The organism is Vibrio sp. CB1-5, assembly GCF_059412285.1.
In genome coordinates this window covers 57,216-70,964 of sequence record NZ_JBJHPB010000020.1, presented here as the reverse complement: position 1 = coordinate 70,964, position 13,749 = coordinate 57,216, and the positions used below count along the sequence as shown (strand labels likewise).

Sequence of the window (13,749 nt, the reverse complement as noted above, 5' to 3'; positions counted from 1 at the left end):
GTTGTCCCAGTCCATGAGCAAAAAAGACACCAACGCTGATGACGATTTCGCCCTTTTTAGGGATGCAGTACAAGGCGTAAAAAAGTTGCAACAGGATACCATAGTCCAGCAGCCAAACAGAAATAAGAAACAAAAAGAGCAGAAAAGAACCAGCCGAGAAGCCAAAGACGCCGAGTTTTATTTCTCTGACGAATTTGAGCCGCACCTAAGCGATGATGGTCCGACTCGTTACGCGCGTGATGATGTATCCACGTACGAAGTGAAACGCTTGCGACGCGGAGTGTATGTACCGGATGTGTTTTTAGACATGCATGGGATGACTCAGCAAGAAGCCAAGCGAGAGTTGGGCGCGATGATCGCCCACTGCATAAGAGAAAAGGTGCACTGTGCATGTGTCATGCATGGCATTGGCAAACACATTCTAAAGCAAAAAGCACCATTGTGGCTGGCTCAACATCCTGATGTGATGGCGTTCCACCAAGCGCCGCTTGAGTTTGGCGGCGATGGCGCACTGTTGGTTCTACTCTCTATTCCTGAGAAGTAAGCCTTTCTTCAGTTCTTTAGCTTTTTACTAAGGGTGAATGTGCCAAAGCACTTCACCCTGCCTTCTCTGAACATCGTATTCGATGCACACCAAGCCAGAAGTCGGGAACATTGGCGCACTGATATCGCCAACAAACTCTGCCGTTAGGTAGCCAACCAAAGGTAAGTGAGAAACGAGTAAGATTGATTCTAGGCTTTCAATATCAGCAATCGCAGAGACATACTCCACCACATCCTCGGCCTGCCCGTAAGGCGTAATATCATCAGAGGTGACGACGTCATCACTGCTGAACTCTTGGCTGATCGCAGCCCACGTCTGCTGCGCTCTTAAATAAGGGCTCACCAGTACCTTATCAAAACGCTCATACCCTTGCTGCTTGCATGCTCTGGCAACGATAATCGAGTTTTCTTTGCCATGCTCTGTTAGGGCACGTTGCTCATCCGTTGGTGCGTAATGGACGGCTTCGCCATGACGCATAATAAACACTTTCATATTAACACCCGCCTATTCAATGATTGCCCAAGGCAATCATCTCTAGCGCTTAAACCCTGCGCTATCTGTCGCAATTGCCTGCATATTCTGATAACTAGGGTATATACTTATTTAAAAAAATTAATTATATCAATTCACTTGCTAAAGGCTTCGACTTTCTTAACAATTTAAAGGTTGATACTCAAAAAATATTGTAAGTTAGTTTTTGTCTGTCTCCATTTAAAGTTTGTAAATAGTTGTTGGTTGTCCTTGTTAGTACCAATTGTGAGACATCGCTTTTGTCGCCAGACGCTTGGTTAAGCTGTCCCAAGCCACCGCTTAATCCGGAGAAGATACGTGCATATAAGTCCAAATGATAATCGCTCATATCGCTACCTCACTCTAAGTAATGAGTTACGCGTCCTGCTCGTCAAAGACGAGCACGCCCAAAAGTCCGCCGCTGCACTTGCAGTGAACGTCGGCCATTTTGACGATCCAGACGACCGTGAAGGTCTTGCCCATTACCTTGAACATATGTTGTTCTTGGGTACAGAAAAATACCCTAAGGTTGGAGAATTTCAGTCCTTTATTAGTCAGCACGGCGGCAGCAATAATGCGTGGACTGGTACTGAACATACCTGCTATTTCTTTGATATCTATCCAAATGCGTTTGAGAAAGGCCTCGACCGTTTCAGCCAGTTTTTCAGTGCCCCGCTATTTAACGAAGAAGCGCTCGATAAGGAGCGCCAAGCCGTAGACTCAGAGTACAAACTCAAGCTTAATGAAGACGGCCGCAGGTTATATCAGGTTCAAAAAGAAACGATTAACCAAGCGCACCCATTCGCCAAGTTTTCTGTCGGCAATGTCGAAACCCTAAGTGATCGCAATGGAGAGAGTATTCGAGGCGAAATCCTTCGCTTCCACCAGCAGCAATACTCCTCTGATATCATGACACTGGCTATGATCGGCCCCCATGAACTGGACGAATTAGAACAGTGGGCAACGGACAAGTTTGCTGACATCGTCAATAACCAACGCATCAGCAAATCGATAGATGTCCCTTTTGCTACGGAAGACAACACACAAGTCATGGTGCGCGTTGAACCAATCAAAGAGCTACGTAAGTTAATCCTTGCGTTTCCGCTTCCAGCGACCCAGCAGCACTATCACCAAAAGCCGTTGTCATACTTCGCCAACCTACTTGGCTACGAAGGACAAGGCAGTCTAATGCTGCATCTCAAAGAGCGAGGCTGGATTACGTCCCTGTCAGCCGGTGGCGGTGCGTCTGGAAGTAACTACCGCGAGTTCAGTGTCAGCATGACACTCACTCCAACCGGCCTTGAACACGTCAATGAGATGATTCAAGCTGTCTTTCAATATCTTGAGCTCATTAAAACTCACGGTATGCAAGAATGGCGTTATTTGGAAAAGCGTGCCGTCATGGAGTCAGCTTTCCAATTTCAAGAGCCAGCCAGACAGATGGACATGGTCAGTCACCTAGTAATGAACATGCAGCACTACCCACAGGAAGATGTCATTTATGGCGATTACAAAATGGCCGGCTATGACGAAGCTATGCTACTTGAATATGCCCAGTTCCTGACGACCCGAAACCTCAAAGCGACCCTAGTCGCCAAAGAGCAATACTACGATAAACAGGCCAAGTGGTATTTTACACCTTATTCTGTCACGGAATTTACAGATGAAGAATTGGCGTTTTTCAATCAGCCTTTAGCTGACGGTGAAGAAGCTTTCTGCTTACCGGAGAAAAACCCTTTCATCAACTACGACTTGTCCACCTATCCGCTGGAAAGCGAACAAGAACACCCGCAGTTGATTGAAGACTTGGAAGGCTTTCGCTTGTGGCACCTTCAAGACAGTCAATTTAAAGTCCCGAAAGGAGTGGTGTTTATCGCTATTGATAGCCCCCATTCGGTCGCTTCCGCTCGTAATATCGTTATGACGCGACTGTGTGTGGAAATGTTCCTCGACTCGCTCTCTGAAGAAACGTATCCCGCAGAAGTGGCAGGCCTGAGCTACGACATGTATGCCCACCAAGGTGGGGTTACCTTGTCGATTTCTGGCTTCAGTAAAAAGCAACCTCAGCTACTGGAGATGATCCTCAAGCGCTTCGCATCACGCGATTTCAATCCAGATCGTTTTGAAAGCATTAAAGCACAGCTGATGAGAGCTTGGCGCAACTCTGCGAAAGATCGCCCGATTTCGCAACTGTTCAATGCCATGACTGGCATTTTACAGCCAAATAACCCACCAAACCCTGTGTTACTTGATGCGCTAGAAACCATTACCGTCGACGAGTTACCTAGCTTTGTACAAGACATCTTAACTGAGCTTCATATTGATATGTTTGTGTATGGCGATTGGCATAAGCAAGGTGCGCATGACATCGCCACCACGCTCAAAGATGCACTTCGTATTCACAATCAAAAGTACGAAGAGAGTTTGCGACCTTTGGTCATGCTTGGACGAAATGGTAGCTTTCAAAGAGAGGTATTTTGCGATCAGGATGATTCCGCGATTGTGGTCTATTACCAATGCGAGGACATCAATCCACGTAGCATCGCACTGTACTCACTCGCTAATCACTTGATGTCGGCGACCTTCTTCCACGAAATCCGAACCAAACAGCAACTGGGTTATATGGTAGGCACTGGCAACATGCCACTCAATCGCCATCCGGGTATAGTGCTTTATGTGCAATCGCCTAAAGCGGCGCCGAATGACCTTATCCGCTCTATCGATGAGTTCTTAAACGCTGTTTATATGGTGCTACTTGAGCTCAATGATTATCAATGGCACAGCAGTAAAAAAGGACTCTGGAATCAAATTTCGGCTCCGGATACCACGTTACGTGGTCGTGCTCAGCGATTGTGGATTGCCATCGGCAACAAAGACACCAGCTTTAACCAGCGTGAGAAGGTTCTTGAGGAGCTGAAGTCATTGACACGCGCCGATATGATTCGCTTCGTCGTTAACGAGCTGAAGCCGCGCACAGCGAACCGCCTGATCATGCATAGCCAAGGAAAGGCTCATGTTGATGCAGACAAGCTTGATTTGGGACTAGAAATTGGCTCAATAGAAGAGTTTCAACTAAGACCAAAAGACACCGATTTAGGATAAAAAAACACCCCCTCTTACGAGGGGGTGAATATTTCTATACCCTAAGTTTTCTAGATGAGTGTTCTAAATTACTTATAAAAGCTCTCTTCAAGCCCCGCTCGAGTAACGAGTCCATCACACGGAGCAAAACGGTCTCCGTATTTTTGAGCGTGTTCATTCATCAGTTCTACCACCTTCTTGATGCCTAGTGAGTCCATATAGCGGAATGGACCACCCAAGAATGGCGGGAAGCCGATACCAAAGATGGCACCGATATCACCATCACGTGGACTGCGAATAATGCCTTCATCTAGACAGCGTACCGCCTCATTAAGCATTGGTAGCACACAGCGAATTGCGATCTCTTTTTCTGACATGCTCGCTTCAGGCTTAAGACCCAAAACGCTATACACTGAGTTATCAACGGTCTTCTTTTTGCCTTTATAGGTATAGAATCCTTTGCCCGTCTTACGACCTTTGCGACCGTCATTCAGCAGCTTGTCAAAGACATCTGGACCTTGGAAACGCTCACCCAGTTCATTAACCAAAATCGGCATGATCTTAGCGCCAATATCCACCCCAACTTCATCAAGCAGGGTGATCGGGCCTACCGGGAAGCCGAAGTCCAACAATGCTCTATCCAATGACTCAATCGGTTCATTCGCAAGCAGCACATTCGCCGACTCATTCATGTATGGCGCAAGAATACGGTTTACATAGAAACCCGCTTGGTCTTTCACCACAATCGGTGTCTTACCTTGCTTTCTAGCAAACTGAACCATAGTCGCGATGGTCTCTTCTGAAGTCGTCTCATGTGGAATAACTTCCACAAGGGGCATTTTATCTGCTGGGCTGAAGTAATGCAGACCCACCACGTTTTCTGGGCGCTCCGCTTTTTCTGCAATCTGCGCGATTGGAATCGAAGACGTGTTGGTTGCGAAGATAGTAGTTGGCTTCGCATGGGTTTCTACATCGCTAACCATCTGCTGCTTAAGACCTAGATCTTCAAATACCGCTTCAACCACCACATCCGCTTTATCGAATCCGGTAAAGTCGGTGCCACCGGCCATTTGTAGCATTTGCGCTTGTAAGTCGGCTTTAGAGATGATGCGACGTTTGCGCTTTTTCTCTAGAAGTTTGTAGTTGTAACCCAGCGCATTAACGATGCCATCGTTAGAAACATCTTTGATTCGTACTGGTACTTTCGCTTTGCTAACGGTGACATGAGTAATACCTGCACCCATCAGACCACCACCAAGCACCACAGCGTTGCTAACGGTGTTTGGTTCAGCATCGCTACCAAATTCTTTCTTCATTTCCGTGGTTGCAAAGAAGATAGAGCGCAGCGCTTTTGACTCTGACGTCATGACGAGCTCACCGAAACGCTTAGCTTCGTTCTCCAACCCTTTCGTCATGCCTTTTTCTAGGCCATAACGAATCACATCCAAAATCGCGTCCGCTGCTGGGTAATTGCCACGCGTTTTATCATTTGTCTTCTTAGCCGCTTGATCAAAGATCACTTTACGGCCAAGCCCTGTGCCAGCCATCAATACTTCTTTCTTGTTCAGTTTTTTGGCTTTGCGCTTTTTACCTTTGTCCAAAAACTGTTTAGCAACATCTAGCAGGATGGTCTTAGGTACACTCGCATCAACCACACCAAGCTTTTTAGCCTTTTTAGCACGAAGCTGTTTGCCGGTTAGGATGAGATCCAATGACGGCAGCAAACCAATCAATCGTGGCAAGCGCTGCGTACCACCAGAGCCGGGCAATAATCCAAGTTGCACTTCTGGTAAACCAAGCTTGGTGATACCAGCATCACTACAAACTCGGTAATCACACGCCAGCGCGAGCTCAAGGCCGCCACCTAAACAAGGGCCGTGGATAGCCGAGACAACTGGGAAGGGCAAGTCTGAAAGCTGCTGGAACATCTCTTGTCCTTTCGCAGCAAGAGACTGAGCTTCTTCAGCGGAGGTACAAGCATCAAGCATTCTTACATCGGCACCAGCGATGAAGTTATCCGGTTTAAGCGAGTGGACAATCAGTCCTTTTAACTCAGATTTTTTCTGCTCTAATTCTTCAAACAGCTGCGCCATTTCTTCGGCGAACGCAGCTTGTAACGTATTCATTTTTTCGCCCGGTACATCAATACCAAGCCATGCGATGTTCTGCTCATCTACTGAAAGATGAAAGGCCTTTTGTTCACTCATTATTCTACCTCCAGAACCATTGCTGCACCCAAGCCACCTGCTGCACACGCTGTGTTAAGGGCAAACCCTCCTCCACGTCGCTTCAGCTCATTCAACGTTTGCGTAATCATTCGTGCACCAGTGGCTGCGAAAGGGTGACCATAAGCCAGCGAGCCACCTAGTACGTTGAATTTATCCATGTCAATTTCACCGATCGCTTGAGAACGACCCAGTTTTTCTTGAGCGAACTTGTCGCTGGCAAACATCTTCACATTGGAGAGTGCTTGCGCCGCAAAGGCTTCGTGCATATCAATCAGCGTTAGGTCGGACAGAGAAATACCCGCGCGATCTAGCGCCATCGGAGTCGCATAAGAAGGCCCCATCAACATATCTTCACGAACGCCAATCGCTGAGAAGGCGTAAGAGCGAATGTAACCCTTGATTTCTAGTCCTAGCTCTTTCGCTCGCCCTTCGCGCATCAACATAATTGCTGCTGCGCCATCGGTTAACGGCGTACTGTTTGCTGCGGTAACGCTGCCGTATTGTCTATCAAAGGCAGGACGCAGTTTGCTGTAGCTTGAAAGTTCGGAGTCATGACGAATGTTGTTGTCTTCATCCAAGCTCTTTTTGTAAGGCTCAGGGAATGCGGACATCACTTCGTCGCGCACTTTGCCCTCTTTCCATGCTTGAGAAGCAAGGGTGTGAGATCGGTGAGCAAGCTCATCTTGCTCTAAACGAGTAATCCCATGTGATTTTGCCATTTGCTCGGCGGTTTGCCCCATAGAAAGACCTGTCGAGTACTCTGCGACGGCAGGGGGTACTGGCATCAAATCTTTGAACGACAGCTTTTTAAGAATGTTAAGCTTTTGACCTACCGTTTTTGTTTTACTTAGAGCGAGTAGATTTGCAGCAAGCTTTTTCGAGACGCCAATTGGCAATACTGAAGAAGAATCTGCACCACCAGCGATACCCGCATCGATAGTGCCAGCCATAATGCTTTCGCAAACGTTAGCCGCAGCCTGGAAGCTGGTCGCACAAGCGCGCGTCACACTGTAAGCATCAGTATTAATGTCCATTCCAGTGCCAAGCACGATTTCACGAGCAATATTTGGCGCTTCTGGCATTTGCACTACTTGACCAAATACCACTTGGTCGATCAACTTAGGATCGATATTGGTGCGTGCCATCATCTCGGCCACAACCATTTTTCCTAAGTCTACTGCTGGTACTTGACTAAATTCGGTACTTTGGCGGGCAAAAGGGGTACGAAGCCCCGCCACAACAGCAATTCGCTCACCGTTTCGAGTGGTGAGATCGATTTTCCCCACGTCCTTACTGCTCATAGTTTCTCCTTCCTAAAGAGGTCTGACCACACACATTGTAACGAGGTTGTTAAGAATTTAAAACAATCGTTTGACGAATATCAGCGGTTTTATTGAATAACGTGATAGGGTCGACCAAAATGGAATATGAGAATTGCGCAAAGTCGGCAACAATATGGTGAAAGAAAACAAGAAGATACCAGCAGGATTTCAGGCAAAAAAAAACCACACAGATAATTTGTGTGGTTGGAATCTCTAAAGCAATTAACTTGCGCCAATTGAAAATAATCAGTTTCCTGATTAGGAGAAAGTAAAGTCAGCCTTCAAAAGGAAGTGTCATCTTGCTCAACATGTTAGTCCCGAAAGACCAACGAGATGACAGGGTCTAATATAACTTCTCCACAGGTCCGAATTTTGAACTAGATCAATTTTGTGTGACTTTACTGACACCAAAGGACAAAAACACGGTTCACAGAGCGAAAACGGGGGCTCCTGTGTCATTAATTAAAAATTTCGGAAAGAAATTATCCAAACGTCCGGTCAACTCGGATATGGACAAACAAAGAAAATACGAAGCACTGGTGCGTGCTTATCATCGCGACCTTTTCCGATACGCGTATTGGCTCTGCAAAGACAAGCCTATCGCGGAGGATTTGGTTCAAGAAACTTGCCTTCGAGCTTGGAAGTCGTTAGACAGCTTGCAAGATGAAAAGGCAGCAAAGTCGTGGCTGATTACTATTCTGCGCAGAGAGAATGCAAGGCGTTTCGAGCGTAAGCAATTCGATCTGGTCGATATTGATGACTACGGTAATGATGCCAAAGTTTCTGATGACCCGCACCACCAACAAGAGTGGCTTCAAGCACAAATCATGAAACTCGATGTTGAGTATCGCGAACCACTTTTCCTCCAAGTCGTCGGTGGCTTTAGTGGTGAGGAAATTGGCAACATACTCGACTTAAATAAGAATACCGTTATGACTCGATTATTTAGAGCTCGAAACCAGCTTAAAGAGATGCTTGAGTCTGAGGATGCGCATAGGGGGCAACAAAATGGATGAGTTAGAATTCCGTCGTCGTGTTATGTCCGATCCTAAGTCAAGAGATCCGGAGCTGTTGGAGGCGACCAAAAACAGTGAGGCTAACGCCAAATACCTAGATGACATTCTAGGCCTAGATGCACGTATCGAACAGGCATTGAAAGTTGACGTACCTGACGATCTTGCTGATCGTATTTTGTTTAACCAGCCTTCAGAAAATAATGTGGTCAAGGTGAGTTTTAGTAAAAGAGCGCTGTCATTGGCGGCCTCTGTAGCGTTTGCGTTTGGTTTACTCTTTGGTCAGGTTAACTGGGGTAACATTGTCGTGTCTAACGCGCAAGCAACGCTTCCAGAAATGGCCATGGCGCATTTCAACGCTGAGAAAAGCTTTATTGACTCTTTGGATGAAAATCCCTCGAAAGAACAGATCAATGCCAAGTTATTGCCGTTTGCCTACCAACTAGGACAAACGTTTCCATACCACGTGTTTTACATAAATCACTGTGGGTTTGGTGATTCCAATGCGATGCACATCGTATTTGAAGGCGAGAAAGGCAAAGTCACTATGTTTCTTACAGGTATTGCCACTGACCAAGTCGAAAACTTCGATAAAGATGGCATGTCAGGCGTGGTTAAACCAATGGGGAGCAGCAGCTTTATCCTTGTCGGAGAAGAAGGTGAAGATTTAGCGAAAATCGGCGAAAACATCAAAAAAGTGATGAACCCAGCTTAGAAACACAGAATTAAGAAGGCTTATTTTTTGGGGTAGGCCTTTTTTTGTATCACCACCCAAATTTAGAGCACAAGCTCTAAATATCGACATATTCGATGCTTTTACTGCCAATTAGTCGTCATTTATATACTTTTTGCGTCATTTTGATTACTGGTCTGATTTCTAATGTCTATACTACCGATTAGGATCAGCCCCGAATTGAGTTTTAACTCAATTTACACTAACGCCCATAAGAGGCGATTACAACAAAGGATGTATACTAAATGACTACTTCGCGTCTGTATAAAAAAACACTATTAGCAGTGGCAGTCTCGTCACTCACGTTCGCCTCTCAACAAGCAGCAGCCGCTGGTTTCCAGCTCAACGCACAATCCGCAACCGGTCTAGGCCGCGCATTTGCAGGTGATGCGGTTATTGCCGATAACGCATCTGTTATGGCACGTAACGCGGCAGCAATGACACTATTTGATTCGCACCAGTTTTCTGGTGGCGTAAACTACATCAAGACTAGCATTGATGTTAAAGATATTTCCTATGACCCTACTGGTTCAGGTGCAGCTGGCTACCCTGTCTCAGTTCCAAACGCAAACAACTCCAGTGGAACTCCAGTACCAAATATCTATTATATCCACCGCCTAAACGACAAGTGGGCTTTGGGTGCTGGTATTTACTCTAACTTTGGCACAAACAACAACTTCGAAGATAGTTTTGGTTCAGGTACAGCTCTAATCCCCGGTGTCCCAAATGCAACTATCTTCGGTGGTACAACTGAAATCAGTAGCATTAACTACACACTAAATGCGGCTTACCGCGTTAATGATCAGTGGAGTATCGGAGGTGGCGTCGATATCGTTCAAGGAAGCGGCAAGTTGATTAGAAGCGCTGCACCTGGTGTTAATGCTCTTGATATCGAAGCTGATGGCATTGGAGTTGGCTTCAACTTAGGTACAGTATTTGAATACAACGAAAACAATCGATTTGGTTTCGCCTATCACTACAGCCCTGAGATCAAAGCTTCTGGCGATATGCTGTATGCGCCAACTGGCACCAACTTAATCGACGGTCAAAAGCTAAAACTTGCTCTTCCAAGCATGGCTGAGTTCTCTGGCTACCACCGCATTGAAGACACTAAGTTTGCTGTTCACTACAGCCTTCAGTGGATTGGATGGAGTGTATTCGATACGCTAGAAACAGACGGCGGTGTGCCAATCAAGAATTATAACTGGCAAGACGGCTACCATGCAGCTATCGGTGGTACATACTATCTAAACGACTCGTGGACTCTTCGTGCAGGCTACATGTATGACACTGCAGCACAAGACCAACTAACGTCAATCTCAGTACCTGATTCTGATCGTCAGTGGTTCTCTGCTGGTTTTGGCTATAACTTTAACAAACACCATGTAATTGATTTTGGTTTCACTTACTTGATGGGCGCAGACGTTGATGTTAAAGAAACTCTAGTGCCGACTATTACACAGTTAACAGCAACAACACACGCAAACGCGATCCTAGCTGGTATCCAATACAGCTACAGCTTCTAAGCACTAGCCTCAAATATCTTAAAAGGGTCGATATATCGGCCCTTTTTGCTTTTCTGCATATATAACACCCCTTCCCTCCTTACAGTTGTACGCTCAAATTTTACAACATCTCGATAACAACCAGAATATTCACCTGTAAAATATCACCTACCGATAGATAATCTTAAAAATGCACTTTTAGTCACAAATTAGTTTTAAAGTCTTTACTCTAAAAATAGAATCTTCGATCTAAACGCAATAAATTTGAGCGAACAATAATGATAAATACCAAATACTCTCCCCTTGCTATTGCAGTGGTATTGGGAACGCTAACGTCTACAACTGCGTCTGCCGCAGGCTTCCAACTTGCTGAATACTCTGCCACTGGTCTTGGCCGCGCGTATGCCGGTGAAGCGGCGATGGCGGATAATGCTGGCGCACAGTGGCGTAACCCAGCGATGCTGACCTACCTAGAAGGCACACAAATCTCCGGTGGTGTGCTGTACGTTGAACCAAATATTGATGTGAAAGGTACTTCAAATACACTTGGGTACACGGAAGCGAAAGACATCGCTAACAGCGCACCAGTACCTAATCTGTATGTATCACATCAATTTAATGACAAGTGGTTTACTGGTTTAGCGCTTGGATCAAATTATGGTATGGAAACTAATCTAGGTAATGACTTCAAAGCAACTCAATATGGTAATGAAGCGAAGATCATGACCGTGGAAGCCGTGGCTAGCGTTGGTTATCAAATCAATGATGCTTTTAGCGTTGGCGGTGGCATTCGGTTTGTTACTGGCGAAGGTAAAATTGGAGCAACAGCACCATTCTCTACACCACTTCCAAGTGGCATCAATGTCAGCAAAGGCGATTACCTTAAGTACGTAGAAGGTACCGACTCTTCATGGGGCTATGTACTAGGTGCAGCTTGGCAAATTAATCCCGACCACCGCCTAGGCTTCGCATATAAATCTGAAGTTATGATGGATTTCGAAGGTCACGGTGAAGGCATTGGTTTTGGCTTCGCAGGTAAAAAAGATGGCAAGCTAAGCGTTGCTCTTCCTGCAACGGCAGAACTTTCGTCATTCCACCAATTGACTCAACAATGGGCAATGCACGCTAGCATCAACTGGACACAGTGGAGCAGCTTTGACAAACTAGAAGCTGAATTTGTTGATGGTCAGGTGTCACCAATCAAAACGGAAAACTGGAAGGACAGTTACCGCTTAGCACTTGGTACTACCTATCAGCTAAACAAAGAACTAACACTACGCGGCGGTATCGCATACGACATGTCTGCTGTAGATGATAAATACCGCACTACGACCATACCGGAGACTGATCGTACATGGCTAAGTGCTGGTCTAACTTACGCCTTTTCTAAGCAATTTACGCTCGATGGCGGTCTAACTTATATCATGGCGCGTGATGCTTCTATTATAGAGCCAAGAGATGAGCTTGACGAAAAAGTTGAAGCCTTTGGTACCTTTGTTGGCGAAATATCCGGTGATGTATGGATTGCAGGTATTCAAGCAAACTACCGCTTCTAATCTTCTGACTTGATAGCAGAGACTACTAGAAAAATCGTCATCCCTTGAAAAAGGGGATCGCATACAGCGCACTGAAAATCTAATTGATGAGTAAACCTATCAATTAATGTTAGTTAGTCACGCGCTTGCTGAGATCGTCACTTGCGTGAAGATGACGGGGACGGTCTGAAATATTTCTAACAAAAAACGTCACTCATTTGAGTGACGTTTTTATATCTAGGTTCATTGTCATTGCAACTTAGAGCTACTCATCAAAACTATCCAAGTAATCATCAATGTAAGCTTCTTGCTCTTCATCAACTTCATCGTTTACCACTTCAGCATTGTAGTTCTGGCGTTGAATATAGATATCACGTGTTAGTGCATATGGATCTGGTGAGCGTTCCAACGTGGCCTCCTGAGGCACAACAAGTGCTCGTTTCTCCATACCCTCTAATGCCCATTTGCCTAGGCTAGCCCAGAAATTGAGGAACGAAATCGGTGGATAAAGACCATCGACGACGTCTGCACCTTCACGCAAGGTAATTGGCCCATAACCGGGTACCATGAAATAAGGGCCGGTACCGACACCATAGTGTCCAATGGCATCACCAAACTCTTTCTTACCGTGCTTTTCGATACCGGCTGCAGAGGCGATATCAATAAAGCCTAACAAACCAAGCGTACTGTTAATCCAAAAACGATTGAAATGATCGAGTGCTTTAGAACCATTGCCCATCACTACGTTATTCACGACACTAAACGGTTCATCTAAGTTAGCGAGAAAGTTACTGACACCTGAGCGCACTGGCACAGGCGTATAATTCACATATGCAAGAGACACAGGCCTAACAAAATAAGGGTCTAGGTAGTCATAATTGAAGGTAAACATCGCGCGGTTGAAACCCTCAAACGGGTCATAGACGTCGGTACCAACCGGCGCTTCGCTACTAAGGTCGACACTGTTTTGAGAGTCGTCCAAACTGGTTTCGTTCACAGCGTTGTTTGCCGTAACAGTACTCTCTACCGATGCGCCGACAGGCTGGGACGCGATGGGAGTAGTCGTTGACTCCTGAGCAGAAGGAACCTGCTCGTCTTTTGGTGCTGAAGAGCAGCCAAATAGAAATACGCTAGATACAAAAACGGCAAAAAGCGACCACTTTTTGCCGGTTATTGCTGATTGCATAACCTCATCCATAAGCCGGTACAATCTGCGTCTAATATGTTAACTATTGTTCTATTTACTTGATAAGTAAGTAATTAACGTCAGATTGTATT

General features: G+C 45.8%; 10 protein-coding genes. 6 read left to right on the top strand and 4 right to left on the bottom strand.

The window, feature by feature from the left end; translation table 11 throughout:
• The first annotated feature begins 13 nt into the window (after nt 1–13).
• Nucleotides 14–544: an endonuclease SmrB gene (gene smrB, locus ACJB0T_RS14660; RefSeq protein ID WP_479290835.1), complete on the top strand. Its 531-nt coding sequence runs from the start codon at nt 14–16 to the stop codon at nt 542–544.
• Nucleotides 545–571: 27 nt separating this feature from the next.
• Here smrB and sixA read toward each other — a convergent pair whose 3' ends face one another.
• Entirely contained in the window at nt 572–1,036 is a 465-nt protein-coding gene (sixA, locus tag ACJB0T_RS14655) for a phosphohistidine phosphatase SixA (RefSeq protein WP_479290836.1), read from the bottom strand.
• A 336-nt stretch (nt 1,037–1,372) separates the two neighbouring features.
• Here sixA and ACJB0T_RS14650 point away from each other — a divergent pair, with 336 nt between their 5' ends.
• Nucleotides 1,373–4,156, top strand: a complete 2,784-nt coding sequence (locus ACJB0T_RS14650) for an insulinase family protein (protein ID WP_479290837.1) — start codon at nt 1,373–1,375, stop codon at nt 4,154–4,156.
• 68 nt (nt 4,157–4,224) lie between these two features.
• On the opposite strand, the gene fadJ is transcribed toward ACJB0T_RS14650, so the two are convergent.
• Nucleotides 4,225–6,342 carry a fatty acid oxidation complex subunit alpha FadJ gene (fadJ, locus tag ACJB0T_RS14645; protein WP_479290838.1) on the bottom strand — a complete coding sequence of 706 codons (2,118 nt, stop codon included), beginning with the start codon at nt 6,340–6,342 and terminating at the stop codon, nt 4,225–4,227.
• Nucleotides 6,342–7,664 (bottom strand): acetyl-CoA C-acyltransferase FadI, encoded by a 1,323-nt coding sequence (gene fadI / locus ACJB0T_RS14640; RefSeq protein ID WP_479290839.1) that lies wholly within the window; start codon nt 7,662–7,664, stop codon nt 6,342–6,344. Before fadI ends, fadJ begins: the two co-directional genes overlap by 1 nt.
• 530 nt (nt 7,665–8,194) lie before the next feature.
• Here fadI and ACJB0T_RS14635 point away from each other — a divergent pair.
• The 4 genes from ACJB0T_RS14635 to ACJB0T_RS14620 all read left to right on the top strand — a co-directional run bounded on the left by ACJB0T_RS14635 (nt 8,195) and on the right by ACJB0T_RS14620 (nt 12,492).
• Nucleotides 8,195–8,701, top strand: coding sequence for a sigma-70 family RNA polymerase sigma factor (locus ACJB0T_RS14635; RefSeq protein WP_479292294.1), 507 nt, complete (start codon nt 8,195–8,197; stop codon nt 8,699–8,701).
• Entirely contained in the window at nt 8,694–9,413 is a 720-nt protein-coding gene (locus ACJB0T_RS14630; RefSeq protein WP_479290840.1) for a DUF3379 family protein, read from the top strand. The genes ACJB0T_RS14635 and ACJB0T_RS14630 overlap by 8 nt, the downstream gene beginning before the upstream one ends.
• 263 nt (nt 9,414–9,676) lie before the next feature.
• Nucleotides 9,677–10,957, top strand: a complete 1,281-nt coding sequence (locus tag ACJB0T_RS14625) for an outer membrane protein transport protein (protein WP_479290841.1) — start codon at nt 9,677–9,679, stop codon at nt 10,955–10,957.
• 260 nt (nt 10,958–11,217) lie between these two features.
• A complete protein-coding gene (locus ACJB0T_RS14620) occupies nt 11,218–12,492 on the top strand; it encodes an outer membrane protein transport protein (RefSeq protein WP_479292295.1) in 1,275 nt (424 codons plus the stop codon).
• Between the two features lie 244 nt (nt 12,493–12,736).
• Here the strand turns inward: ACJB0T_RS14620 and ACJB0T_RS14615 are convergent, their stop codons facing one another.
• Complete coding sequence (locus tag ACJB0T_RS14615; protein ID WP_479290842.1) at nt 12,737–13,657, bottom strand: MlaA family lipoprotein; 921 nt, start codon at nt 13,655–13,657, stop codon at nt 12,737–12,739.
• Between the last annotated feature and the right edge of the window lie 92 nt (nt 13,658–13,749).